The organism is Candidatus Finniella inopinata (assembly GCF_004210305.1).
GTDB lineage: Bacteria > Pseudomonadota > Alphaproteobacteria > Paracaedibacterales > CAIULA01 > Finniella > Finniella inopinata_A.
This window is the reverse complement of the sequence record NZ_SCFB01000002.1, coordinates 87,932-114,156: the sequence shown is the minus strand read 5'-3', so window position 1 is coordinate 114,156 and position 26,225 is coordinate 87,932. Positions and strand designations below refer to the sequence as shown.

The 26,225-nt window shown below is 44.0% G+C and carries 28 protein-coding genes; 9 read left to right on the top strand and 19 right to left on the bottom strand.

The genetic code is table 11. From position 1 onward, the window contains the following. Positions 1-185 precede the first annotated feature (185 nt). A complete protein-coding gene (locus tag EQU50_RS01385; protein ID WP_130153375.1) occupies positions 186-680 on the bottom strand; it encodes a CarD family transcriptional regulator in 495 nt (164 codons plus the stop codon). Positions 681-768: 88 nt separating this feature from the next. Then, positions 769-1,113, bottom strand: a complete 345-nt coding sequence (gene fdxA, locus EQU50_RS01380) for a ferredoxin FdxA (protein ID WP_130153374.1) — start codon at positions 1,111-1,113, stop codon at positions 769-771. A gap of 245 nt (positions 1,114-1,358) precedes the next feature. Between fdxA and infC the strand changes: the two genes are divergently transcribed. Genes infC through EQU50_RS01365 form a run of 3 tightly spaced genes read left to right on the top strand, consistent with a single transcriptional unit; the run spans position 1,359 to position 3,823 of the window. Next, positions 1,359-1,904, top strand: a complete 546-nt coding sequence (infC, locus tag EQU50_RS01375) for a translation initiation factor IF-3 (protein ID WP_130153373.1) — start codon at positions 1,359-1,361, stop codon at positions 1,902-1,904. A 24-nt stretch (positions 1,905-1,928) separates the two neighbouring features. After that, positions 1,929-2,216 carry a preprotein translocase subunit SecG gene (gene secG / locus EQU50_RS01370; protein ID WP_130153372.1) on the top strand — a complete coding sequence of 96 codons (288 nt, stop codon included), beginning with the start codon at positions 1,929-1,931 and terminating at the stop codon, positions 2,214-2,216. Further along, positions 2,216-3,823, top strand: coding sequence for a CTP synthase (locus EQU50_RS01365; protein ID WP_130153371.1), 1,608 nt, complete (start codon positions 2,216-2,218; stop codon positions 3,821-3,823). The genes secG and EQU50_RS01365 overlap by 1 nt, the downstream gene beginning before the upstream one ends. A gap of 104 nt (positions 3,824-3,927) precedes the next feature. On the opposite strand, the gene EQU50_RS01360 is transcribed toward EQU50_RS01365, so the two are convergent. From EQU50_RS01360 to EQU50_RS01340, 5 genes are all read right to left on the bottom strand, one after another. Further along, complete coding sequence (locus EQU50_RS01360) at positions 3,928-5,217, bottom strand: pyridoxal-phosphate dependent enzyme (RefSeq protein WP_130153370.1); 1,290 nt, start codon at positions 5,215-5,217, stop codon at positions 3,928-3,930. Positions 5,218-5,330: 113 nt separating this feature from the next. After that, entirely contained in the window at positions 5,331-6,080 is a 750-nt protein-coding gene (gene fabG / locus EQU50_RS01355; RefSeq protein ID WP_130153369.1) for a 3-oxoacyl-[acyl-carrier-protein] reductase, read from the bottom strand. Positions 6,081-6,124: 44 nt separating this feature from the next. Beyond that, a complete protein-coding gene (gene fabD, locus EQU50_RS01350) occupies positions 6,125-7,075 on the bottom strand; it encodes an ACP S-malonyltransferase (protein ID WP_130153368.1) in 951 nt (316 codons plus the stop codon). Positions 7,076-7,262: 187 nt separating this feature from the next. Continuing rightward, positions 7,263-9,086 carry an extracellular solute-binding protein gene (locus EQU50_RS01345; protein ID WP_130153367.1) on the bottom strand — a complete coding sequence of 608 codons (1,824 nt, stop codon included), beginning with the start codon at positions 9,084-9,086 and terminating at the stop codon, positions 7,263-7,265. Next, positions 9,073-10,332, bottom strand: coding sequence for a 3-deoxy-D-manno-octulosonic acid transferase (locus EQU50_RS01340; protein ID WP_130153366.1), 1,260 nt, complete (start codon positions 10,330-10,332; stop codon positions 9,073-9,075). Before EQU50_RS01340 ends, EQU50_RS01345 begins: the two co-directional genes overlap by 14 nt. Before the next feature lie 373 nt (positions 10,333-10,705). Here EQU50_RS01340 and EQU50_RS01335 point away from each other — a divergent pair, with 373 nt between their 5' ends. The 3 genes from EQU50_RS01335 (at position 10,706) to EQU50_RS01325 (ending at position 11,931) form a co-directional block, all read left to right on the top strand. Continuing rightward, complete coding sequence (locus EQU50_RS01335; RefSeq protein ID WP_130153365.1) at positions 10,706-11,038, top strand: hypothetical protein; 333 nt, start codon at positions 10,706-10,708, stop codon at positions 11,036-11,038. A gap of 46 nt (positions 11,039-11,084) precedes the next feature. Further along, the gene (locus EQU50_RS01330) at positions 11,085-11,333 is read left to right on the top strand and encodes a hypothetical protein (protein ID WP_130153364.1); all 249 of its coding nucleotides are present in this window, start codon (positions 11,085-11,087) and stop codon (positions 11,331-11,333) included. A gap of 91 nt (positions 11,334-11,424) precedes the next feature. Further along, positions 11,425-11,931 carry a hypothetical protein gene (locus EQU50_RS01325; protein WP_130153363.1) on the top strand — a complete coding sequence of 169 codons (507 nt, stop codon included), beginning with the start codon at positions 11,425-11,427 and terminating at the stop codon, positions 11,929-11,931. A gap of 11 nt (positions 11,932-11,942) precedes the next feature. Here EQU50_RS01325 and EQU50_RS08320 read toward each other — a convergent pair whose 3' ends face one another. The 7 genes from EQU50_RS08320 to trpS all read right to left on the bottom strand — a co-directional run bounded on the left by EQU50_RS08320 (position 11,943) and on the right by trpS (position 16,467). Further along, positions 11,943-12,101, bottom strand: a complete 159-nt coding sequence (locus EQU50_RS08320) for a hypothetical protein (protein WP_165380283.1) — start codon at positions 12,099-12,101, stop codon at positions 11,943-11,945. A gap of 233 nt (positions 12,102-12,334) precedes the next feature. After that, a complete protein-coding gene (locus EQU50_RS01315; protein WP_130153361.1) occupies positions 12,335-12,910 on the bottom strand; it encodes a hypothetical protein in 576 nt (191 codons plus the stop codon). Between the two features lie 83 nt (positions 12,911-12,993). Beyond that, positions 12,994-13,674 (bottom strand): glutathione S-transferase family protein, encoded by a 681-nt coding sequence (locus EQU50_RS01310; RefSeq protein WP_130153360.1) that lies wholly within the window; start codon positions 13,672-13,674, stop codon positions 12,994-12,996. 9 nt (positions 13,675-13,683) lie between these two features. Continuing rightward, positions 13,684-14,037: an HIT domain-containing protein gene (locus EQU50_RS01305; RefSeq protein WP_130153359.1), complete on the bottom strand. Its 354-nt coding sequence runs from the start codon at positions 14,035-14,037 to the stop codon at positions 13,684-13,686. Further along, a complete protein-coding gene (locus tag EQU50_RS01300; protein WP_165380282.1) occupies positions 14,027-14,347 on the bottom strand; it encodes an HU family DNA-binding protein in 321 nt (106 codons plus the stop codon). Before EQU50_RS01300 ends, EQU50_RS01305 begins: the two co-directional genes overlap by 11 nt. After that, the gene (gene recA / locus EQU50_RS01295; protein ID WP_130153357.1) at positions 14,334-15,392 is read right to left on the bottom strand and encodes a recombinase RecA; all 1,059 of its coding nucleotides are present in this window, start codon (positions 15,390-15,392) and stop codon (positions 14,334-14,336) included. The genes EQU50_RS01300 and recA overlap by 14 nt, the downstream gene beginning before the upstream one ends. Before the next feature lie 52 nt (positions 15,393-15,444). Beyond that, a complete protein-coding gene (trpS, locus tag EQU50_RS01290; RefSeq protein WP_130153356.1) occupies positions 15,445-16,467 on the bottom strand; it encodes a tryptophan--tRNA ligase in 1,023 nt (340 codons plus the stop codon). 221 nt (positions 16,468-16,688) lie between these two features. Here trpS and EQU50_RS01285 point away from each other — a divergent pair, with 221 nt between their 5' ends. Continuing rightward, a complete protein-coding gene (locus EQU50_RS01285) occupies positions 16,689-17,531 on the top strand; it encodes an EAL domain-containing protein (RefSeq protein WP_130153355.1) in 843 nt (280 codons plus the stop codon). A gap of 99 nt (positions 17,532-17,630) precedes the next feature. Then, entirely contained in the window at positions 17,631-17,936 is a 306-nt protein-coding gene (locus EQU50_RS01280; protein ID WP_130153354.1) for a hypothetical protein, read from the top strand. A 140-nt stretch (positions 17,937-18,076) separates the two neighbouring features. On the opposite strand, the gene EQU50_RS01275 is transcribed toward EQU50_RS01280, so the two are convergent. Further along, positions 18,077-19,225 carry an ISAs1 family transposase gene (locus EQU50_RS01275; RefSeq protein ID WP_130153184.1) on the bottom strand — a complete coding sequence of 383 codons (1,149 nt, stop codon included), beginning with the start codon at positions 19,223-19,225 and terminating at the stop codon, positions 18,077-18,079. A gap of 173 nt (positions 19,226-19,398) precedes the next feature. After that, a complete protein-coding gene (locus EQU50_RS01270; protein ID WP_130153353.1) occupies positions 19,399-20,580 on the bottom strand; it encodes an acetate/propionate family kinase in 1,182 nt (393 codons plus the stop codon). 453 nt (positions 20,581-21,033) lie between these two features. Between EQU50_RS01270 and ychF the strand changes: the two genes are divergently transcribed. Further along, positions 21,034-22,134, top strand: coding sequence for a redox-regulated ATPase YchF (gene ychF / locus EQU50_RS01265; protein WP_130153352.1), 1,101 nt, complete (start codon positions 21,034-21,036; stop codon positions 22,132-22,134). Positions 22,135-22,179: 45 nt separating this feature from the next. Here ychF and EQU50_RS01260 read toward each other — a convergent pair whose 3' ends face one another. From EQU50_RS01260 to EQU50_RS01250, 3 genes are all read right to left on the bottom strand, one after another. Further along, positions 22,180-23,352 (bottom strand): hypothetical protein, encoded by a 1,173-nt coding sequence (locus EQU50_RS01260; protein WP_130153351.1) that lies wholly within the window; start codon positions 23,350-23,352, stop codon positions 22,180-22,182. 125 nt (positions 23,353-23,477) lie between these two features. Further along, positions 23,478-24,659 (bottom strand): UbiH/UbiF/VisC/COQ6 family ubiquinone biosynthesis hydroxylase, encoded by a 1,182-nt coding sequence (locus EQU50_RS01255; protein WP_130153350.1) that lies wholly within the window; start codon positions 24,657-24,659, stop codon positions 23,478-23,480. 322 nt (positions 24,660-24,981) lie between these two features. Next, complete coding sequence (locus EQU50_RS01250; protein WP_130153349.1) at positions 24,982-26,175, bottom strand: hypothetical protein; 1,194 nt, start codon at positions 26,173-26,175, stop codon at positions 24,982-24,984. Between the last annotated feature and the right edge of the window lie 50 nt (positions 26,176-26,225).

Below are 26,225 nucleotides of genomic sequence, written 5' to 3'. Positions count from 1 at the left end.
TCTTTTGCAAAACTCTTCTAGAGCGGCTATGTCTGCCGGAGCTTGTTTTATACTCCTAAAGTTTCCATCCAATAGGAGTCTTATAAATTTTCGAAGTGATCTAAAAAAATTTTTGAAACCAACCTCTTCTATTATTATGAACACAAAGCTTAGGGAAACCCTAAAAACAAAAGAGAGCACCTTGTCTAAGCAGCCTCCAGAATTTTCTCCATTTTTACAACAGCCGCTGTTTCCTCAATGGACTCGACAGCCGCCAATTCGCGCGCCAATCGTTCCATAGCCGCCTGGTAAATTTGACGTTCGCTGTAAGATTGATCGGAATCGCTTTGAGCCCTATAGAGTTCCCGAACCACCTCAGCAATCGACTTGGGGTCACCTGAATTAATTTTTGTTTCGTATTCCTGAGCGCGGCGGCTCCACATAGCTCTTTTTTGTTTGGTTTTGACAGTTAATGTATGTAAAGCGCTCTGCATGGCATCTTCACTGCTCAATGGTCTAAGTCCTGCGGCCTTTGCTTTATGTGACGGCAACCGTAACGTCATTCTTTCCTTGTCAAAGTTAATCACTAATAGTTCAAGCTTGTGACCACTTATTTCATGAGTCTCGCTTCCCACCAATTTACCCACACCATGCGCTGGGTAAACAACAAAATCACCGGTTGTAAATTTAAAATCTGACATGATGTGCACCTTTTAAGATTTATTGAGTCGTCTATAATTTGGTATGTGGTAGCTCTTATGTGTCAATTCAAGGCCATTTTCATGAAGTTCAATTACTTTTGCCTAGACTGGGTTTTGGACTGAATTCATTTTGAAATTTATCGGCAACCTTCAGCCACTGATCTGCATCGCTTGGAGGTTCCACTTTGATCGTAATATTGGGCCACAATCCTGCATATTGACGATTAATTTCCACCCACTTTTCGGCCCCTGGATTGCTGTCTGGGATGATGGCTTCGGCTGGACACTCGGGTTCGCAAACACCACAATCAATGCATTCATCCGGATTAATGACCAACATATTTTCGCCCTCATAGAAACAGTCCACGGGGCAAACCGTAACGCAATCCATATATTTGCAACGAATGCAGGCCTCTGTTACGGCGTAGGTCATCTTAAAGTAACTCGACTTTCGGATTCAGATCCCATCAAAGTTAACCTTTTGGCAAACTTGTGAAAAGCTATGATTAATATATCTAAAGCACTTCACTAGCACAAAAAATGTACAAAATCAAGATTGCGCTGCGAGAACATTTTTTGTTTTACTTAAATAATTTCTAATTTCTGGACGACTGCGTGGATTCTTGCTAAAACAATACTTGTAAAAGTTAACCACAATGGAGAATTCTTATAGCCCGTTTGCCCACAGACTCCTTTAGTTCGCGCGAGGCCCCCAAACATGATGGCCCAAGAATCAATGAAGAAATTACTGTTCCTCAAGTTAGGCTTGTTGATGAAGATGGTGAAATGGTGGGTGTCGTTACGCGTAGCGAGGCCTTACAAAGAGCTTCAGAAATTGGTTTAGACTTGGTTGAGCTTTCTCCTAATGCTGAACCGCCTGTATGTAAAATTCTCAATTACGGGAAGTTCAAATACGAACAGCAAAAGAAAAAAGCCGAAGCCAAAAAGAAACAGAAAATCATAGAAGTTAAAGAAGTGCAAATGCGACCGATGATTGACGACGGGGATTTGTCTACCAAGTGCCGGGCCATTCAACGTTTCTTGGAAGAAGGGAACAAGGTTAAGATCCTTATGCGTTTTCGCGGGCGAGAGTTGAGCCACCAAGAAATCGGGTTGGAAATTTTGCTTAAGTTAAAGCAAGACTTTGAAGAAATTGCTAAGACTGAAAATGTACCAAAACTAGAAGGTCGCCAGATGGTTATGATTATGGCCCCTAATAAATAAACTTTTAAATCGCAAGAGAGTACGATGAACCTACTTTTGACAATTCATATTTTGATAACAATTTCCCTGATCGGCGTAATTTTACTACAACGAAGCGAGGGCGGGGGTGGGCTTTTGGGCGGCAGTGGAAGTGGTGCTGGAAACAGTATGTTCACAGCCCGTGGAGCTGCAAACCTTTTGACGCGGATCACCGCTGTGTTGGCTGTATTGTTTATTGGAAATTGTATTTTGATGACAATCATTACCAGCTCTCAGTTGCGTCAAGCTTCATCTTTGCTAGATACTAAACAATCTGAAAATCCAAAAACCTAATGGTCACCCGTTATATCTTTATAACTGGCGGTGTTACGTCTTCATTGGGGAAGGGCTTGGCCTCTGCAGCTTTGGGGGCTTTACTGCAGGCACGTGGTTACTCTGTCTTGCTGCGCAAACTTGACCCCTACCTGAACATTGACCCAGGGACATTAAGCCCATACGAGCACGGCGAAGTTTTTGTAACCGATGACGGGACAGAGGCTGATCTTGACCTTGGTCATTATGAGCGATTTACCGGCGTTTCAGCCCGATCCAGTGATTATGTCACAACTGGTAAAATCTATTCAACGGTCCTAAGCAGAGAGCGTCGCGGTGACTATTTAGGCGCCACGGTCCAAGTCATTCCCCACATTACAGATGAAATTAAAAGTTTCATCATGCGGGATACGGAGAATGCTGATTTTGTTTTATGTGAAATTGGCGGAACTGTTGGTGATATAGAGGGTTTGCCTTATCTGGAAGCCATTCGTCAATTGCGCAATGATTTGGGGCGAGAACGCACGTTATTTGTGCATCTTACGCTTTTACCCTATATAGCCACGGCCGGAGAATTAAAAACAAAACCAACGCAACATTCTGTCAAGGAGTTGTTGAGCGTGGGTATTCAAGCCGACATTTTACTGTGCCGAAGTGATCGCCCTATTCCTCAAGAAGCCAAACGCAAACTGGCCCAATTTTGCAACCTAGCCAGCGATAATGTCATCGCCGCGTTGGATGCCTCTAACATTTATGAAGTTCCTTTGCAGTATCATGCGGAAGGCCTTGATCGCCAAGTTTGTCATCATTTTTGCCTTGATGAGTCAGCTAGTGATTTGGCACAGTGGCAAGGTATTCAAACCCAGCTAGGTGCTGCCAACAAAAGCCTTAAGATAGGCATTGTTGGAAAGTATACACAGCTGCTAGATGCCTATAAATCCTTAATCGAGGCCCTAAACCATGCAGCCATCCCTCTGGGATTAAAGCTTGATTTGGTTTGGATTGATTCCCAAGATTTAGATCAGCTGCATCAAAAACTAAAAGACGTGAAAGCTATTTTGGTTCCCGGTGGTTTTGGTGAACGAGGCATCGAAGGAAAGCTAGAGGCTATACGATTTGCCCGCGAAAATAAGGTTCCATTTTTGGGGATTTGTTTCGGGATGCAATTGGCGGTGATAGAGGCCTGTCGGAATCAGCTGGGATTAGCCCAAGCCTCCAGCACTGAATTTGGCCCGACAGCAGAGCCTGTCGTTGGCTTAATGCGAGAATGGCAATCAGAGGCAGGGATACAGACTCGAACGGAGAGCAGTGATTTAGGCGGCACAATGCGGGTAGGATCTTATCCTTGCCGTTTAATGCCCCACTCTTTGGTTCATACAGTTTATAATGCTGACCTGATCCAGGAGCGCCATCGTCATCGGTATGAGGTTAACACGCATTACATTGAGCGTTTGGCTGAGGCTGGTTTGAAGTGTTCTGGGTTGTCACCGGATGGTGTATTGCCAGAAATTGTTGAACGTGCTGACCATCCTTGGTTTATTGGGGTTCAGTTCCATCCTGAATTGAAATCTCGTTTATTTGAACCTCACCCTTTGTTTTCAGCCTTTATAAAAGCGGCCATGGCATAAGGATATCTTTTGTAAAATTAAGGTATAAGGGGTGATTGAAAGAACTTTTGGTCATAGCTTTTGCTCCATAATTTAAGGCGGGCTTCCAAGTGAAGCCCTTTTTTTTATTCTTCTAGCATTTGCGCTGAAAACCCACCATTAACCAAAGCTTGAAAAACGTCATAGGCATGTTGTGTATTGCGTGTTTCAATAACGGCATTAATCGAAGTTTTTTTTGCAGAGATGTTGTTTAAAGTTTTTTCTTGGCTTAATTCAAAAATTTGTCCACCCGCCTTTCCAATAATATAAGAAAGCTGTCCTAGGATGGCTGGTGTATCTGTGGTTTCAATTTGATACCGTTTTAAACACCCTTTATCTTTATGACTTTTGGACAAAACTGTGGCTAAATCTTTTGCATCAATATTGCCACCGCTTATAAATGCGCCAACGCGTTTGTGATGAAATAATTCGGGAGCATACAACAAGCAGGCAACACCCAAAGCCCCAGCCCCTTCGGCCACAATTTTGCTGCGGTCAATCAACGATCCAACCGCCAGCTCAATATATTTTTCGGGTATAACAATACAATCGTCTAAATGTTCTGCCAGAACAGATAAGGCCAGCTCGCCAGGGAACTGAACATTCATGCTTTCAGCCAGGCTTTTTGTTGCAAAACAACGCTCGGTCGGCATCGAGTTTGGAAATAAAATTTCAGCCGTGGCTGGGCAGAATTCTGACTGAACACCAATAATATGAATTTGTGGATTGATGGCTTTAGCGGCAATACAAATGCCTGCTGCAAACGCCCCTCCGCCCACTGGAACAATCAATGTATCCAGGTTAGAAGCTTGTTGCATGACTTCCAAGCCCACTGTGCCCTGGCCCGTGATGATATAGGGGTCATCGAATGGGTGGATCATGGTATAGCCGTGTGTCTTAATAAGTTGCATCGCGAAGTCCCGCGATTGAGGCATATGTTTGCCCTGCAAAATAACTGAGACGCCATACTGACGAAGGCTTTCAACCTTAGAAAAAGGAGTATTTTCGGGCATTACGATGGTTGTTTTAATGCCCATAAGCTGAGCTTGGTGGGCAACGCCCAAAGCATGATTACCAGTCGATATGGTAATGACGCCGCGCTCTTTTTGTTCTGCAGTAAGGCTAAGCAGTTTCAGATAGACTCCACGTGCTTTACAAGAGCCGGCGACCTGCATGTTCTCTAGCTTAAGATGAACGGTGCCTTGAATTTTTTGACTTAACCAGGGGGTTTCTAAAAGGGGCGTGCGGTTAACGGACCGGCCAATAAGGTCAGAAGCCTCGCAGATTTTATCCTTTGTTATGACAGATAAAATATTCTGTGCGGTAACGTTTGAAAAATCATCAAATCCGCTGAGTCCAGATGTTTTACAAGCCATGACGCGCCCCCAGAAACTAATTTTTTACTACTTTAGTTTTTATAGATTTTTTCTCTGCTCTCCGCAAGGGTAATATTGCGAAAAACAAATTCGGGCCACGCTAAAAATGCAGTTCAAATCATGTTCATGCCCCCATTAACATGCAAGGTGTGACCTGTGATATAGCTGGCTTCGGCACTAGCTAAGTAAACGACGGCACTTGCAATTTCTTGTGGGGTGCCCATGCGTTTTACTGGGACATTGCTAATAATTTTTTCTTTAACTAAATCTGGAAGTCCTGTGGTCATATCAGATTCGATAAAACCCGGTGCGACACAGTTAATTGTAATGCCGCGGGTGGCAACTTCTAAGGCAAGAGCCTTTGATAACCCAACCATTCCAGCCTTAGAGGCGCAATAATTCGCCTGACCTGCATTGCCTGTGGTGCCAACAACCGAACTTATGTTGATAATGCGTCCATATCGACGTTTCATCATCGCCTTAAGGGCCGACCGACATAACCGAAAACAAGCCGTTAAGTTGACGTCTAAAACTTGTTGCCAATCTTCATCCTTTAACCGTATGGCCAAGCTATCGCGTGTGATGCCTGCATTGTTTACCAAAATATCAACCTTGCCCATTTTTTCTTCAGCCTCTGGAAGTAGAGCCTCAAGAGAATTAGCATCAGTTAAAGAGCAGGGAAGAACAATGGGTTTGGTGCCATACTGGGCTTGAAGTTGGGAAGCTACTTCCTCCAAAACATTTTGACGTGTTCCAGACAAGGCCACCCGAGCACCTTGTGCCGCCAACGCGTGGGCAATAGCTTGGCCAATGCCACCCGTGGCACCTGTGACCAGGGCTGTGTAGGAATTTAAGGAAAACATAGAGAACCTTTCTATGGGGTTGTTGGTGATAATATCATATGATACTACAGCTGAATATCTTGTAAGAACTCTTCCAAATCCTTTGGCGTATTAATGCTGCTGGTTTGTAAGGATGGATCAATGCGTTTGTTAAGACCGGTTAAAACTTTACCAGCACCAATTTCAATCACATGTTGGCAACCAAGCTGGGAAAGGGTTTGAACACTTTCCCTCCACCGGACACGACCCGTAATTTGTTGGGCTAACAAGCCCGGTAGCACGGTTTTACCAACAACAGGCATCGCTGTTACGTTAACAATAACGGGAAGGGAAGGGGGCTTTAGGTCGGTTTCCTCTAAAGCTTGGCGCATTACGAGGGCGGCTGGTTCCATGAGGGGGCTGTGGAATGGTGCACTGACGGGCAGTAGAATGGCTCGCTTGGCTCCGGCTTTTGTTGCCTTTTCCATGGCCTGGTTGACGGCATCAAAGTGACCACTTATCACCACTTGACCAGGGGAATTATCGTTGGCAATAACACACAGGTGCGACGGCTCTTGAAGGTCATTTAACAAACTTTCGACAGTTTCCAATTCTAAACCAAGAATTGCTGCCATGGCTCCTTGGCCTAGGGGAGTTGCCTTTTGCATTTCCAACCCCCTTAATCGTACCAGTTTGACAGCCTGGGAGACGCTGAAAACTCCCGCTGCACATAGGGCGCTGTATTCGCCTAAGGAATGGCCAGCCAAATGAGATGCCAGTTCGGCAACAGATTTACCGCTTTCTTTTTCTATAGTTTTTAAAACAGCCATGCTAACCGCCAAAAGCGCTGGTTGAGCGTTTTCCGTTAGCGTTAACGTATCGATCGGCCCCTCTAGAATAAGCTGCGTCAGCTTTTGCGACAGGCTATCCTCAACCTCTTGCATAACATGGCGCGCTATGGGGAACGTCTCTATAAACTCACGACCCATTCCAACAGATTGAGAACCTTGACCCGGAAAAACAAAAGATACAGACATACGACCCTGAAATTTATAAAATTGTGGTTACGGTTACTATTCTGTGCCACCTCTCTTTGAATCATGTCAAGTATCTTGGTCTTACCATAACAATGATTTGGTCTGTTACTTGGACGCTATTCCTAAGCTGTTATAAAATTCAAAAAACCAAGTCATGCATCTCTCTGCAGTAATGAGTTGGTCTTATTTAAGAGCGACTCTTTTCAGGATCAAGCCACCAAGTGTCAATGGATGTTGGCATATACGGTGGACACATGGGTTCGGGAAACCCGAAACGGTCCCAAACAACCCAGGGCATGAAATTCATCTGCCAGGCTGGGATCATATAATAATTCCACAACAAAACGCGATCCAATGCCTTAGCTGTTGCCACCATGGTCTCATAATCTGGCGACTCAACCAATTGCTCAACCAAATCGTCAACAACCGGGTTTCGAATGCCTACTACGTTCTGTGTTCCTGGTTTGCCAGCGGCCTCGCTTGACCACATGCCGCGTTGTTCTGTGCCCAGGGTTTGTCGTTGGGGAAGGGTGTGTAAGATCGTATCATAATCATGCTTGTCATACCGTTCTTGATAGATCGATGTGTCAACAAGTGTAATTCGCATCTCAATACCAATAACCTTTAGGCAGTTTTGAAAATGGATGGCAATTTTTTGAACAGTGGGGGTTTGAATCAAGAATTCAAAGGCGAAAGGATTGTGGGTTTTGGCATGGATCAGCTTTTGATTTTCAAGAACCCAGCCTGCTTTTCGAAGGAGACTGAGGGCTTTGATACGTGATTCTTCCCAATCTTTTTGCGTTTTATGAATGGGCAGCTCAAAAGGCTTTGTAAATAATTGTGGCGGCAATTGATCTTTAAATGGTTCTAACAATTTACGCTCCTGCCCAAGGGGAACCCCGTCAGCTGCAAAAGGGAAATTGGGGAAGTAACTGTTGTTGCGATGATTTAAGTTATAAAACAAATTGTTATTGGCCCATTCGAAATTAAATATTTCACTTAAAGCCATGCGCACATGACGATCGGCGAATATGGATCTGCGCGTATTGAAATAAAGACCATAGCTTCCATAGCTGACCTTATGACCATACAAAGGTTTCTTTTTGACTTTGCCCTGTTTAAAAGCTGAAAAGGTGTATTCTGTGGCCCAATTTTTCGACGAAATTTCCATGCGAATGTCAATTTGCCCATTTTTAAAAGCCTGAAGCATCACGTTGGGGTCCCGGTAAAAATCAACCTTAATGACGTCAAAATTATACAATCCCCGTTGACTGGGTACGTTTTCTCCCCACCAATTCTGTACACGTCGATAGGTAATTGAGCGACCCGCCTCTAGGGTCTCAAGGACATAGGGACCACTGCATGGAGCAGTGGTTAAACTGGTTTCGTGAAAGGGATGGGTTTGGTAAAACTTTTTACACAAAATTGGCAATTGGGCTAAATTTGCAATCAGCTCTCGAGCTTTGTTTTTCTCGAAAGTAAATTTGATTTTATGGGCAGAAATTCTTTCAACCTTTAAAACGTTTTTATAGATGTTTTGCCAGAATGGTTTCCCATGTTGGCCCAAAATCTCAAAGCTAAACGCAACATCCTCTGTTGTGATAAGTTGACCATCGCTAAAGCAGGCCTTTGGGTTTAAATGAAAAGTCACACCCCTGCCGTCCACAGCCAATTCAACTAAGGTTGCCACATACCCATAATAACTGGCCACCTCATCGTACGATGGCGCCAATAAGGTGGCATGACAGCGCAAAATGCCCTCTGGAACTGTCCCCTTGATAATATACGGGTTTAGGCTGTCGAACGTTCCCAGCTGCCCCAGCGTGATTTTTCCACCTTTGGGCGCGTTTGGGTTTACATAATCAAAATGTTGAAAATCGGCAGGATATTTCAATTGACCAAAGGTCGCGATACCGTTTTGCGGAGGCGAATTCTGGGCATGTATGGAAGTGATGGAAAAGGTTAGGAACAGGCAAAGGACGACTGCTCTTAACTTCTTAAGATTTAGCATACGTACCCAATAGTTTTACCAATCCCTGCAACGACTGGGCCTGACTTTGAACCCGATCAAATGCCCTTTGGCCAATTTCTGGTGCGGCGTGTTTGTCTTCCAGTAAGTGGGATACCATCGTCACCAATTCTTGATCATTATCAATGGGGAAAGTCACATCCCTTAATACCTCGCAAACCTCCCGAAAGTTATAATGATGCGGCCCATATAAAACCGCGCATTTTAACAAGGCGGGTTCAATAGGGTTGTGCCCCCCTGTTGGCACCAAACTGCCACCAATGAAAACAATCTTTGATAACCGAAAAAATAAACCTAAGTCACCAATGGTGTCGCCAATTAAAATACTGGTTTTTCCATCAGGTTCTTGGCCGCTATAAAGGCAGGCCGTCTCACCAACGTCATCACAAACTTGACGGACTTCTTGGGCGCGATCGGGGTGACGCGGAACCAAAATCAGCAATAGGTCTTCAAATTTCCTTCTTAAAACTTGGTGGGCATTCAACAAGATCTTTTCTTCACCCGGATGGGTGCTGGCTGCGACCCATACAGAACGCCCAACAGTAAGGGATTGGAATCTTTCAAGTTTTTCAAGGTTTACAGGTAATGGTTCGGCTGCAAACTTCAAATGTGGGGACAATTGTATTCTGGGCGCGCCCAATTGCCCAAGGCGATGAGCAATTGTCTCAGAAGGGGCCAAACAAATCTCAAACTTTCCAAGCAAGGCCTTAGAGAGGAATCGGAACCGGCGCCAGCGTCGGTAGCTGCGATCAGATAAACGCGCATTCAATAAAATCAACGGAATGCCTTGTCGTTTGGTATGCCAAATAAGGTTAGGCCATAATTCTGATTCTGTAAAAATGGCAAGGCTTGGCTGCCAAAATTTTAAAAATCGATGTGCCCACATGCTGACATCAAAGGGAATGTATTGGTGAACACAGACCCCATTCAGGCGTTCCTTGGCGATTCTGCAGGCGGTTACGGTAGTCGTCGTTAAAAGCAGCGTGTGATCGGGGTAATTCTCTTTGTAAAGTTTTAATAATGGCACCAGAGAAACTGTTTCTCCAACGCTGGCTGCATGGATCCAAATCAACCGGCCCGTTAGCCTTGGCAAAGAAGATATGCCATACCGTTCAGTTAGACGGCTTTTTTCCTCTAACCCCAGACGCAGCCGATAGCGAAGCCATAAACATATAAAAGGCGAGGTAGCCAGTGATAAGAAACGATAAAGAAAAAAGAAAAAAAACATGAAGCCCGGATCAAAGCAAATAACGAAAGCTTAATATACCCAATTCAAATCAATTTGCGGGATTTTTATGAAACAGGGGAGATGGTTTGAATTGGGTGTAAACTCCAACGCTAGCCATATTTTAAGAACTTATTAACGGCTGTTTTGAGCAGGCACGATTCCAACCGGTCTGGGTTCTCTTTTCTTAAATTTACAACGGCCTCAATTATTTACGCAGCTGTTTTTTGAATGTTCTTTTGTGTTGTAAATCTTCCCAGACTTATTCGAATATTTGCGGGGGGGGGTAAGGGGGATAATAGTCTGGATTCCGTGGAAGTTGAACCAGTCTCCGAAGCTTTAGATTCTAACAGTATTAGCACCCCTATACAAGTTCGTGGAAATCAATGCAAACTCAAATGACAGCGTTGTGGCAGCCTCTTCTTCTAGGCCCCCATCACCAACTTCTATTCTGGTTTCTGTCGTTACGCAATTGGATATACAGACGGATATACAGCCGCCAGTTGAGTCCAATGATGTGTGTGGCGCCCAAGTAGCCGAAGTTCTACCCTTGGCCTGTGCGTTGCAGAATCTACCTCTTACACATTCTTTGGTCACCTTTGTTATGCCAGGACTTCACAATGGACAGTGGATCACAAAACTAGGAGAAGGCCTTATGCTATGGTATGGGAAGCCAGCAGCACAAGGGTCTGGCAAGTTTTTTTTCTAGCACTTGGGGGGATATGGATTGCGTAATTTTAAGAAACCATAAACAAATGCAAGGTTCAGAGGGTGGAGATTCAGATCAACCCCCAATCACTTCATGGAGAGCGACCGCGGCAGTTTCCCTTGCGCAACAACATTACGTCTGGCAATTATGGAAATGCCCACATAGAGCCAAGCCGAAGTATCCAAGAACTGCAGAAGAACGTGGTGATAACTGGGTTGCCCAAGGTCACTTTACCATAGGTGAAACAGCCCTTCTTAATTTAACGGTGGAGAAGTTTAGACATACCCATTCGTGAGAAAGAATCATAAATTTAAATTTTTTTATTGGATCATTCCTTGTTTGTTCCTACAATTTTTTATAAATTGTATTTTAATGGGAGTTAAAGCATGAAATCATTTTCCGTTGCCATCGTAACAACGCTATTGATGGCTACTGCACCTTTTGTGGTTGCGTCAAGCAGTTCCTCCCCTGACTCTGTTTCAGAGATCAACATGATGGATGACCAGGGATCAACGGCTTTTCATAAAGCGATGGGGGATCCTGTCAAAGTTAAAGAAATGTTGGCAAAGGGAGCAGATGTTTTTATCTACTTGGAGAAAGATGAAACTGGGCAGGATGGTAAAGTATGGAAGTGGGTAGGCGGCGATGCTCTGGGAAGTGCAGTCTGCCATACAACAGCCCTTGAAACCGTGCCTATGATTTTGGCTAAGATGAAAGAGATGTTCGCTGAGGGTACGGCCACTAAAGCTGCAATTTTAAGAAGCATTAATGCCGCCTTAACCCATTGCGAGGCTAACAAAAATGCCTATTACAACAGACAGAACCCCGATAAATATTTGCTTGTTTGTGATTTGCTAACTGATGCCTACGGCGGTTATTCTGCTGTTAAATAAAAGTACGTAGCCTAGAAATCTAAATCAGCATAATGCGCCGACGGGGTTAACCCTGAGGCGCGGTCTTGCAAAAGATTGCGGAACATGGGGCGCGATTTAATGCGCGCATACCATTCTTTGGCTAAAAGATGGGATTCCCACGGTATGTCGCCCAAATAAGACGATGTCATGACTACCAGTGTCACCCTTCAGGAATGCCCCAAAACCCTTAAGCAGACGGGCTGCAAAAGGGTTTTTGTTTTGACAGTGGCGCGGGGCGGTTAAGGGCGATTAGCTGTGGGCTTCGACGATAAGTCCACTGAGCGAGGTTGTGGACCCACTAGAGGTCTGAGCAGAACCCTGGTACCACCTCCATGATCCGCCTTCTTGCTTCCACTGACCTGCCGTGGGGAAGGTTGCTGAGCTAGGGGGGGGCAATGTCGTTTGGGATGGTCAAAGTTACGCTTTGGGTAGCTGATTGGAACCAAACATAGTCGCTTTTTTCGGCATGTGTGCTAGCCGGTTTTTGCCAAACATTCTCAGGAATCCTCTTGAACCAATCTTGTGCGTCATCGGGTTTGGTATGGGGGATTGTGCCATCATCATTGAAGGATACTACGATGTCTGTTTTTGTCGAAGAGGAGCCTTCCGCCTGTAATGACCTAGCTTGCACCTGAGATCCCTGTGATCCTTGGTTCTGTAGGGTGGGGGCTATGACGCGTGTATAACTAGAAGATTCCAATCGTGGGAAGATGTAATTTCCGCCAGGCATTATATGCTGCCAGCCAGACTGTGTACCATCAGATTTCTCCAACGTCATCCATATTCCAGAACTGGATGAATCCTCAGGCAGGCTGACCATTACAGCACTATTCCTGGCACTTTCAGGGACCATGTCGATGATATCGTATTCTACTTGATCAATAGTCGTCTGGCTTGCCGCCTGAGCCACCGTTGTACAAAACAAAAGCATGGCTATGTGGTTAATATTTAATTTCATAACGAATTAAGTCCTTATAATAAGTGTAATATGTATAAAATTATAAAGGATAATTAATTAATATTTTCTAAATAATGTCTTATTTAAAAATCTAAATCAGCATAATGGGCCGATGGAGTCAATCCTGACGCACGGTCTTGCAAAAGGTTGCGGAACATAGGCCGCGATTTAATGCGCGCGTACCATTCTTTGGCCAACAGATGGGATTCCCAAGGGACGTCGCCCAAATAATCAATAACGGACAGATGCGCGGCAGCGGTTATATCCGCCAGCGAGAAATGATCACCGGCCAGCCAGTTGCGCCGATCAACAAGCCAGCTGATGTAATCTAAATGATGATGAATAGCATTTTTGGCCTGACGAATGACTGCAGAATCAGGGCCACTTGATCCTGTGGTTGGCAAATATCTTTTGATTATTTTTTCAAACACAAGACGCTCAGAGATGTCGCGCCCGAAACGTGTATCAAACCAAGCGATAAGGCGTCTGACTTCGGCGCGCTGCGGCAGCCCTTCTCCAATTAAGGAACCGTCTTTGGGATAGGTCTCCTCAAGATATTCACAAATAGCCACACTGTCGGCCAAAACGGATCCGTTCAAATCAATCAACACCGGAACCTGACCAGCGGCGTTCAGGCTTAAAAATTCGGGTCGTTTCTCCCAAAATTTTTCCAGCTCAAGCGTAAAGTCCAGCTTCTTTTCAGCCAATTGAAGGCGTATTTTCCGAGAATAGGGACACAATGGATAGTGGTAAAGAGTTCTCATAGCTTCTTATCAAACAATAGATTTTTCTAGTTTTCGCCCGGCCAACAGGTGGACGTGATAATGGGGAACCTCTTGCCCGCCATGGTGTCCGCTGTTGGCAATTAAGCGATACCCTTCAGAAATTTGAAGTTTTTCTATCACAGCGTTTAACCCCTTATAGAAGCCAACAATTTCGAGCGATGAGGCCCGATGATGAAAATCAAAGGCATCTAGATAGGGACCTTTAGGAATAATCAAAACATGGACGGGGGCCTTGGGATAACGGTCATGGAAAGCTAGGTAGTACTCATCTTCGCTGATTTTTTCACAGGCTATTTCACCCCTTAAAATACGCGCAAAAATATTATCGCTATCATACGTCATCGTTTAACCTTTTTTGCAATGTGGGCGAGGGGCGCATCCGAACCACCCGTCTAGAGGGAACAGTCACCTTTTCTTTTGTTTTTGGGTTTAAGCCCGGCCTTGATTTTTTCTCATGAACGGCAAAAGTCCCCAACCCTTGGATTTTCAAAGACTTCCCTTGTTTAAAACGATCCACCAAGCTATCAACCAAGGTTTCTAAGACGTTTGAAGCTGTTTTTTTATCAAGGCTCAGCTTTTCGCAGAACACTTGCGTTATTTCGGCACGTCCTAACGTGGATGTTATGCCGGTGGGTGGTTTATTCGCCGTCACTGCTTGAGCTGTTCCCTTCCATTCCCCCAATCATTGCATCAGCCACCAGACCAGCATTGTCCCGGACTGACCGTTCAATCTGAGCTGCCACTTCGGGGTTATCTTTTAAAAACTGTCGGGTGGCTTCACGGCCTTGTCCCATGCGTTGTGTGTTGTAAGAATACCAAGATCCTGCTTTATCAACGACACCTGCCTTAACGCCCAAATCGATCAGTTCGCCTGTTTTTGAAACCCCTTCACCATACATGATATCAAAGTCAACGACTTTAAAGGGCGGGGCCATTTTGTTTTTGACCACCTTCACGCGGGTTTGGTTCCCAATGACCTGGTCTTTATCTTTCAAGGCGCCGATACGACGGATGTCCAACCGAACAGAGGCGTAAAATTTCAATGCGTTGCCGCCGGTGGTGGTTTCTGGATTTCCAAACATTACCCCAATTTTTTGACGAATTTGGTTGATGAAAATGACCATGCAACCGCTTTTTGAAATAGAGCCCGTTAGTTTACGTAAAGCCTGGCTCATTAAACGCGCTTGCAACCCCATGTGTGAATCACCCATGTCGCCTTCTAGTTCAGCTTTTGGAACCAAGGCTGCCACACTGTCGACAACCAAGACATCAACGGCCCCACTTCGCACCAACGTATCAGCAATCTCCAAGGCCTGTTCGCCGGTGTCAGGTTGCGAGATTAACAGCTCATCCAAATTGATGCCCAATTTTCGGGCATAGCTTGGGTCAAGGGCATGTTCAGCATCGATGAAGGCGCAAGTTCCGCCCGCCTTTTGAGCCTCGGCCACAACGTGCAACGTCATGGTGGTTTTGCCCGATGATTCTGGTCCATAAATTTCAATGACACGGCCTTTTGGCAAGCCACCAATTCCCAAGGCAATATCCAACCCTAAAGATCCTGTTGAATAAACTTCTGCATCAACCGTTTCCCGCTGGCCAAGCCGCATCACCGACCCCTTGCCAAAGGCACGTTCAATTTGGGAAAGGGCTGAATCGAGGGCTTTGGTGCGGTCGCTGGATGGTGAAGAACTGTTCATAGGGATGGTATCTCAGTCAAAATGTATTTGATTCAATTTGGCATATCTTTGGTTAACATTCAACTAATCCCAATAAAGAACGTATCTCCCTTAAGTGTCTTTGAGACAAACGATTGGCCGTTTCAGAACCTTTGTGTAAAATTTGTTGAAGATAGGTTTTTTCATCTTTTAATTGAAAAATTTTCTCTCTGATAGGCTGCAAAGTAGCGATAACGGCATCCGTCAAAATCGGTTTAAACGCTGAAAAAAACTGACCCGCGAATTGTTGACACACGGCCTGTAAGCTTTGTTCTGTAAGGTTAGCGTAAATTCCTAACAAATTTAGGGCTTCCAAACGGTTTTCCAAATCCTTAACATTGTCGGGAATTGGATCACTGTCAGTTTTGGCCTTTCGGATTTTTAAAGCTAATAAATCATTGTCGTCGGTTAGGTGGAGGCGCGAATAATCTGACAAATCAGACTTGCTCATCTTTTTAGAACCATCCCTTAAGCTCATGATTCGGGCTGTTGCTTTATTAATAAAGGGTTCTGGCAGGGGGAAATAATCGGTTCCACAATGACGATTAAAAAGTCCAGCCAAATCACGTGCCAATTCAACATGCTGCTTTTGGTCTTCGCCAACAGGCACCTGCGTTGCTCTATATATCAAAATGTCGGCTGCCATTAAAACGGGATAAGCGTATAGACCCAGGTGTGCCTGACCTGTGTCTTTGCCAGCCTTATCCTTAAACTGGGTCATGCGGTTCAACCACCCAAGAGGAGCGATGCAACTTAGATACCAAGCCAGCTCGGTGTGGGCCGGTACGTGACTTTGAATGAAAATGGTATTCTCATCAGGGTTTATGCCGCAGGCAATATAGGCGGCTGCGATGGTGTGCGTATTTGAAGCTAAATCTTTGGTGTCTGTTGGGGTCGTTAGGGCGTGTTGATCAACAATGCAAAATAACTGTTCATTTGAGCTGTGTTGTGATAGACTGCTTGACAGGTGCACCCATTGGCGGATAGCACCTAAATAATTGCCTAGGTGGATATGACCTGTTGGTCTAACGCCTGATAAAATCCTTTGATCTTTCACCTTTTATCCTTTGAATTGACATGATGTATCATCACAATATGCCTCATCCTGTGATGGCATGGCAATCAAAGAAAATAATCAAGTGAATTTCTGTGTGGGCTAGTATTGCGTAAATAGAGGGTGTCTTTCTGTAATAATAGAGGTTTTTGAATTTACTTGTTGATTGTGGCTGTTAATCGTGATAAAAAAGTTAAAATTTATAAATAAATTCGAAACCTAGCATGGCTATACCTCTTAATCAGGACGCGCAACTTGCCGAGTTCTTGGCAAAGGCTATCGATCACGACCAATTAAGGCTTTTTATCCAACCGCAGACCAGCATGACAACCGGTCAGGTGGTAGGAGGAGAAGTTTTGTTGAGAATGCCCACGTCCATCAATGATTTGCCGTTTGCCTCTTTGATGGAAGGTGTAAATTTTTCATCCATCCCTATCTACCAGTGGATTCAAACAGCGTTGAATCAAGGGTTGATTCATTCCCTTAGCGAGTGGATCGTCAAGAATGTTATTAAACAGCTTGAACAAAAAAGCCACATGGTTCGGTGTTCGGTTCCTCTGTCCGTCAATATGCCTCCTGAAATGATTGACAAAAACTTTGTCGTATTTTTGGAGAAATGTTTTACCAAACACACGTCTGTTGACCCTAGTCAATTGTCAATTGAAATCACGGAATTTCCAAAAGCAGACAATTTAGAGGTTTTGAATCGCAACATACAACAGCTTAGAGCCATGGGTATGCGCGTAATTTTAGACGATTTCGGTAGTGGTTATGCAACCATGAATTACCTTGTGGAATTGGCGGTTGATGCTGTCAAGATCGACCAAAGCTTTATTCAAAAAGCCCCCCATTCGCCCAGTGCCCGGGCTGTTTTAAAATGTCTGATTGATTTGGCTAAAGAGATAGACCTGGAAGTTGTTTGTGAAGGGGTGGAGACGCTGGAGCAGCTGATGATTGTTCAAAGTATGCGGTGCGATGTGATTCAGGGGTTTTTAATTAGTGAACCCGTACCCTTTAATCAATTTTGGACGGATTTGGAAAAAGGCACGAAGCCAGTTTTACATTAGTTTTCAATAGTAAAAAAATTTCCCGCACAAGTAACCATTTGTTAATTAATTTTATTTAATGTCGTTGATATAGGTAATTATATATTGAGGATAGTGACAATGAATTTTATTTATAAATTAGGGTTATTAACAGCTGCTTTTCTAAATATGAATGCAGTCCAGGCAGACAGTGAAGTACCTGTTCATTGTGCAGACGGTAAGCATGGAAAATGCCATCACAAGACAGAAGTTCAAGGAGGTGGTGGAAAGTGCCATTTGGTGCAGAAAGGCATGTTGGGGGGGCATAAACGACATCATGAGCTGAACAGCTTTGATTATTGCGTTGCAGGTGCCGACCTAAAGAAGAATGAAGGGGGTGCTTGTATCATGGCGATTGCACTGACATCTCCTCAGCCTAGTTTTTAAAATTACGGTTTCTGCTATTTCCCAAACTTTTGTAGATTGATTTGATTTTGTAGGTTTTGAGAGATCTACTTCCTGTTTTTTTTATTTTTAGACACTATCCTCCCCTTTAAAAGACTTACCGTTTATATCAGTCAATCCGCTCAAACGCGCTTTAAATTGTGGTCAGCGGTTAGAATTTTCAATAAGTATTTGTTGTCCCAGCCTGCTACCTTCCGTCGACAGCTCACCCCTCGTTTATTCGTTTTTTCTTGCTTGAGTAGATTCAAAGCAATACGTCTCATGACAGCCAAATTCTTGGCCGCGTGGCCAACATGCACCTGGTTATGGTCTTCCCTAAAACCTACATCCAAAGACCAGTGCAGGTTAATTTCTATGTTCCAGTGTTTTCTGACAGCAACCATAAACTGATCAATATTTTCATAGGCTAAACTTGTTAGAAAGTAGCGGGTACTACGCTCAACCTGATTATTAGTTGTGCGTGTTGTTTCAAGCATGCCAACACCCTTTAACCCAGGCCAACGAAGTTGAAATACTGCCGGATCGCGTGCTGATACTAATGTATAGCGACGTGTTTCTATGCGACCATGATCATGGATCTTCTCTACTTTCCGTCGATTAAGCATCTTCTTGTACTGACGTGATTCTCCTATATGGAAAATTGCCTTGACCATTTCATGAAGCTTCGGTTGATTATCTTTTAGAGCTAATACGTAGTCTGCACCTTGAATTAAGATCTCTTCAGCAATTGACTGCTGACAACCCATGGCGTCAATGGTGACTGTACTACCAGTAACATCAATCATCTTGAGTAATTTTGGAATGGCTGTAATTTCATTGGATTTTTCATCCGTTTTAACTTGCCCTAAAAGAAGACTTTGATTGCTTGCCCAGGCACTTACAATGTGTAGGGCTTTTTTCTCTTTTCTTCTGTTGCCAGAACCCCGTAGCGTTTTTCCATCAATAGCAATAATCTCAGAATTAACATCGATAGAGAGTGACTTGATCCATGCATAAAAGCAGGATTCAAATTGCTCTGGGTCAAGTATGGAAAACACACGGCCAAAAGTATCATGAGATGGCACACCATTAGGCAGCTCGAGAAATGTTGATAACCAATCGTATTTGGCTTTGCCAAATTCACTAATATCAACCCAGTTATCAGCGCCACAAATTGTGGCCAATATTGTTATTACCAAGATATCGTGCAATTTGTGAAGCTTGTTGTGGTTATCAATACGAGGATCGGCAAGAGGTTCAAAATGTTTGAGGAAAGTATCTGATAACTGCATCCCTGTTTCCTTTTTCTTTATTGAGAAAAAAGAATAATAACAACGGATAGAACAGCAGAAAAGCCGAATAAAAAATTAGGAAATAATTTTTAGAATACTAAACTAATTTTCAGTGCAATCGCCATGGTGCTTGTATAATTACCGCCAAGAAAAAAGGTTCTAATACGTATGATTCAGTTGACCCGAAGTTCTGCAAATAAAGTAGCGGCTGTTTTTTTGGCGATGACAAGGGATTCGTTTGTTGGGATGACATAGACTTCAATAAGGCTTTTGGGGGAACTTATCTTCATCGCGTTTTTGTCATTCAGTTCGTTGTCCAACTCAACCCCCAACCAATTAAGATAGGTGGCTATTTGTTTGCGTATGGGGGGGCAGTTTTCACCAATGCCGGCTGTAAAAACAAGCAGGTCAATCCCTGATAGGGTTGGCAACAGACTGGCCATTTGTTTTGCTGTGATATAACAAAAAAGATCTATGGCCAATTTGGCATTTGCATCGTCGCTTTTTAACAATTCTCTGACGTCACTGGTAAGGCCTGAAACGCCCAGCATGCCCGATTTGTTGTAAAGGATGTCGGTGACATTATCTAGACTTAGGTCTTTTTCATGTAGAAGATGTAAAATAATGCCTGGATCAATACTGCCCGAACGGGTTCCCATCATTAGCCCTCCTAATGCTGAAAAACCCATAGAAGTAGCAACACTTTTTAAATTCTTCATAGCACAAAGACTGGCACCACTTCCAAGGTGGGCAATGATAACACGCCCATGGGCTTTTTCTGGCGCGTAAAGACTAAGTTGTGACGCAATATATTGATAAGAAAGACCATGAAAGCCGTATTGGATAATTCCATCTTCTGTAAATTGACGAGGAAGCGGAACCAACTCAGCCAGGCGTGGCTGCGTACGGTGAAAGGACGTATCAAAACAGGCAACTTGGAGAACTCCTTTATAAACCTCCATAGTAGCTTCTATAACGTCCAAACTGTGGGGTTGATGCAGAGGAGCCAGGGGCGTCAAATTCCGTAAATTATGTATGACTTGGGGCGTCAGAATCACGGGTTCCCGATATTTTGACCCACCATGAACGACCCGGTGACCAACAGCTGAGATCGGATTTTCGCTGGCCTTTTCCTGAATGAAATCCAGAACTGAGGTCATCACCTCCTTGAGATTTTTTCCTAATTGAAGGGGGCTGAGTTCCTTTTTTCCCTTCTTATTTTTTGTCCAAAGAACAGGCGTCTGCCATAAATTTTCAACCTCTCCCGACAAAAGCGGCTCAAAATCATACTTATTAAAAAGACTGAATTTCAGGCTTGATGATCCGGCATTGAAAACGAGGATGGATGAACTCATTATTTTCCCTTTTTTAACGCGGAGTGAAAAATTCCTCCTCGCTAACAAATTTATTAGCCGTTTTTATGGTAACCTGGTTTATGTGGTTGGTGATACCTAAGTTCGGTCGGGTGCGCGTTATGAGGAAATAATTTTTCAATTATTTCCGAGGTGCCAGGTTCCAGGAGAATACAAGATACGAACCATATCATCGAACGCATCATGAAATCTTGTTTAAAGGTCCTTCCTTTGCTCTGAAAGCCAGACTATTTAACTGCCGAAAATTGCTATAAGTTATCTTCGAAATTGCCCTTAGCCTTCAGGCCAACGGTGGGCTTTGATCCCAACCCAAGATCCTTTAAATGCGTCTGTGCCTAAAAACCAGCACAGCGCGTTCTTTAATATTTTTCTTGCTTTGGCGCCCAAAATAATTAGTGTTGAAGATCAATTGAATTTTAAAAAAGATATAAATGTATGGGATTTAACTGTGGGATTGTTGGTTTACCAAATGTGGGTAAATCGACCTTATTCAACGCCTTAACGGCAACAGCGGCGGCTGAAGCTGCCAATTACCCATTTTGTACCATCGAGCCCAACACTGGCAGGGTGGGGGTTCCTGACCCCCGGTTGCTAACCGTTGCTCGTATTGCGCAATCTGCCAAAATCATTCCAACGCAGTTGGAGTTTGTTGATATCGCCGGTCTGGTCAAGGGGGCCAGCAAAGGGGAGGGGTTGGGTAACCAATTTTTAGGTCATATCCGCGCAACCGATGCGATTATTCATGTGTTAAGATGTTTTGAAGACGATGATATTACCCACGTTGAAGGGTCGGTGGATCCACTTCGGGACCTGACAACCATTGAGACAGAACTGATGCTGGCCGATTTGGACAGTCTAGAACGACGGGCCCACAGTTTGGAAAAAAAGCTGAAATCCAATGATGCCGAGGCCAAGGCCTTTATGCCGATTATCCAAAGGGTGTTGGCAGCGTTACAGGCCGGCAAGCCCGCCTTATCCATAGACCTCACTGCCGATGAAATGCCCTTGTTTAGGCAATTGCAGCTTATAACCAGTAAACCAATTTTGTATGTGTGTAATGTGGCTGAATCTGAAGCCGCCACGGGGAATCATTATACCAAGCTTGTTTTTGATTATGCCCAAAAACAAGGGGCGCAGGCTGTGATTATATCGGCGGCTATCGAGGCCGAGGTTTCCAGCCTGGAATCGCCAGAGGAACAACAAGAGTATTTAGAAAGTCTGGGCTTAAAGGAAACGGGTCTAAAACAGGTTATTAAAGCAGGGTATCAGTTGTTAGATCTTTTAACCTTTTTTACCGTTGGGCCAAAAGAAGCTCGTGCTTGGACAGTTTATCAAGGTGCCAAGGCGCCCCAAGCAGCAGGAGCCATCCATTCAGATTTTGAACGGGGTTTTATTTGTGCAGAAACCATCGGTTATGATGATTATGTTTCCTGTAACGGAGAGCAAGGCGCTAAAACCGCGGGGAAATGGCGCCAAGAAGGGCGTGATTATCTGGTTAAAGACGGAGATGTTTTCCATTTCCGCTTTAATGTGTAAAAAAAAATTCCCTCTATATTAAGAGGGAATTTTCTGTTTTCCTGATTAACAAAGCCCGTTTGCAGCAGCATCATCTGCAGTCATACCATTTTGTTCGCCTGCTATTTCACAGGGGGATTTTGTGGCCGCTGGAGGTGCAGCTACTTTCTCTTCTTGTTTAGGAGCAGGTGCGGGAGCTGTTGTTGTGGTGGCGGCCTCTTTAACAACCGTGGTGGTTGCGTTGGAAGCAGCACTATTGTTGCTGTCTACTGATTGTGCTGCTGCCTGTGCAGAACTGGGTGCTCGTGCAGCTTTCAACCCTGTAATTGAACAGACACAGGCTTTGCCATCTGTTGTACCAGCAACATCTGTAGAAGCAGGCGAAGATTTAGGACGGCTCGGTGGGCTTTTTCTTTTTGCCCTATCGTCATCAGAAGAGTCTGCATCATCATCTGCGTCACTTCTGTTTGAATTTGTCTTAGGGCTTCGTGAACTCATTGAACTGCTTCTATTGGTCCGTGAAATCATCTTTTTCTTAACCACATCCTCACCATCTGCCCCAAGGCTTTCATCCTCTTGTTCATCAGTATCTTCTTGAGCAGATCTTGATTGTACCAACCTACTTTTGCTTGGTGTTTTGCTAATGCTCATTCTGGAACTTATTGAACCTCTTCTTGGTGTCTGTGATACCTCTTGTTCTGCTTCCTCTTCTCCATCATTATCCTCATCAGCTCCTAAACTTGATCTTTTCAGGGAGCTTTTTGATCTGTTTCCTAAACTGCTTGTAGGACGAGCACTTCTACTTAATGAGGTCTCTCGATCATCATCAGATGGCATGGGTATCTTGTTCTCATCAAGCATAATTTTTTGGGTTTTCAAGAAAATATTGTATTTATCGTCTGATTTCTTTGTGGATAATCCCCCCACACAATGCCCAATTGTATTACTTGGGCATCGTTTCATACACGCTTCTTTCACAGCTTTATCCCTGCAGCTAAAATAACTACATGCTTGATCACATGTGAGAAAATGACTTTGTCTTTTTATCCTTGTGTTGTTTGCGGCTTTAGTTATCTCAGATTTTGTGTTTGAAGTCGCTCTAACACTTTCTTCTGTCTTCTTGGCTTCTTGATACTCTTTATAGGTCTCTTCAACATTTTCAATAGCCTCAACACGATCCCAAGCTGATCCCCCTAAAGCCATACTGACCAAGGTTAATATTTTTACAATAAATTTCATGGTATTCTCCACTCTTTAGTAAAATTTAATTCTATCTCCTATTTTACAAAATAATAGTTAACAGCTAATTAATTACTTTAGGCGTATTGGGGGTAACTTTATTTATCTGATATTCTTGGCAAGGTCTAAACACCCATCGCTTTGCGCATCAACAGGCGCTTTAGCGGTGGCAGGTTGTTGGCAATAGCAAAACCAGAATTACGAAGAAAATAGAAAAGGGGATGGTCAATACCAAACAGACGATTAATGCCATCGGTTGCCAAAAGAACCGACCGACGGTCAGCTTTACGCTTTTTGTTATAAACATCTAAAACACTGGCCGAACCAATATCTAACCCCAGTTGATGGGCATGGGTGATTTGTTTTGTGAAAATATCAGCATCGCGCCACCCTAAGTTAAGGCCCTGACCTGCAATGGGGTGAACAACGTGTGCAGAATCCCCCACCAGCGCTAAACGATGATCTACAAAAGAACTGGTAGTCAAGGCTGATAGCGGGTAAACCCAACGCTGACTGCAAAGGGTAAGGTCTCCATAAAAAGGAAAATGATTTTGAATCTGGCTGGCCAGGTCCGCATCGCTGGCTTTGTTCCAATCCCAAAGGCTTGGTTTTCCCCAAACGATCCCTGAACGGTGTTGGCCTGTTTCTGGGCAAGGCAGCATGGGCAAAATTGCCAAGGGGCCCGTTGTCATAAAAACTTCCCACGCTGTATTATTGTGGGGCTTAGCATGGTGCAGGTGGGCCACAAGGGCCGTTTGGCCATAATCCCAGGTGCGGGTTTTAATGGATGACTGCTGGCGGGAAGGGGAAAGGCGCCCCTCAGCCCCCACCAAAAGCAAGGCTTCGAAAGTTTGATCACTATTAAAGTTCACAACAACTTTATGAGCCAATCGTTGAATCGATGAGATATAGGCAGAGGGTAACCAGGTTACGAAAGGATTTTTTTCAAGGTGTTGCTGTAGATGATAACGTAGTAGCCGATTTTCAACGATATAACCCATGGGATGGGGACCAATTTCCTGATGTTGATAGTCAACAGTCCAGGCTGACCCGTCTTCAAAAACACGAATTTCTTCAATAGGTTGGGCGTGGCTTGCCAACTCTGACCACAAACCCAACTTATCTAAAATTTGTTGAGATCCATAGCTGATGGCAGTAGTTCGACCGTCACCAGTCTCCTCCGGCATCAAAGGAGGGGTTTTTTCTAAGACTAATACTTTTATGTGATGGTTCGCTAATCCTAGGGCTAGGACACTGCCGACCAAGCCCCCCCCCATGACAATCACGCTGGTCGTTTCTGTTGACATAAAAACACCCCATAAATCAAAAAATTAGCTAAAATTTTTGGAAAGTTATGCACAGTCTTTTAGGAGGTTATGGGAGACCATATCACCTTCGATTCGAATCTGAAAGCAGAAAAGAAGGTTGCTTCAAAAAAAACAAAATCCCTTAATATCAATGACTTATTTTCAAAGCTTAAACCTTAGGCACATGCGTTTAAAGCCCGGTATTCCTTACAGAAGGGGGCCTTTCGAACATCTTATCAACAACGTTATCCACAGATTCCGTGGATAAAAATTAACCTTTTGTTAACCTTTTCAACAATCAAGCAAATCGGCCATTTTCGCCTCATTCCCGTCGTGAGCCACCAGATTTTTGCACGACCGCAATGTTGTAAACCGGTGGTTTTTTAAGAACAAGGGAACCTTTTGACGGTGAGGTAATTTGGTTTTCCAGAAAAAGGCCGTAAATAGCCAGTTGTGCATTCAAGGGAGCCAGATCACCAGATAAACGGCGATAGGTTGCTATAATAAAACCGTCGGCAGGAACAATATGAGCCAGGGAATTTTCGTTCACTTCTACCCCAGTCGGAAGAGTCAAGGTATCCCAAACATTTAAATTCCCAGCTTTATCACTCGAAAAAAATAAACGCCAAATACTTCCAGCTTCAAAAATTAAACTATCAGCCTTAATCGTACCAAATCCCCCAACGGTCGCTCCTCTTTGGACAGTAAGGTTACCAACGAGAGATCCCCAAATAGCGTGGGTATTCGTTTCGGTTTCGCCAATAATGAACGCCCCCTCCTGAATGAACGCGTTTCCTGTCCATTCACTGTTATTTGTATTCAGCACCAAAGATCCTTGCCCATTTTTTGTAAAGTATGTCCTCATGCTCAATATCGAAAGACAGGCTATGTCATTATCGCCCAGTTTTGGGGGGAATACTGAGGGATCGAATCTGGTCAACGAATTTGTCGTGTAAGTAAAAGGCCCACACACGTATATCGCTCCCCCTGAATATGTAGACTTGTTTTCTGTAAAGTGAACGTCGGTCAAATCTAACGAACAGGCAAGAATGCCACCACCATTTCCAGCTGTGGTCCTATTATTTTTAAAGGTAACAGATCCATTACCAATAAGGGTTAAGGCATCAGCAGTAATCGCGCCCCCTAAAATATATGAACACGTGTTAAAACCTTTTATGGTGACATCAGAAAGGGTAAGGGACATTGCGTGAGAACATGGGTGGTTAAACAGCCCCATAGAAGCAGACAATGACGGTTTGATTGTAGTTCCGCCGGAGGGTTTTCCCTTAACAGTCAACGAAGAACAATTTGATAAATTAGCGTAAGAAGCTTCCTGTTGAATATCGTTAGAAAGGGTCACTGTATGCTTGCCATGGGGAACAGTACGAAGGGCATCATGAATGGTATCGAAACTATGATTGCCATCCAGTTGAACAGCGGCACAGGCGGGTGAAAGAAGGCCCATACTGATGTATAAATAGGCGTATGATTTTGGAGAAAAACAGGAAAGATACATGGCTAAATCCTTCTGAAAAGTTTTTTGTATCTTATCAGAAAAATCTTAAC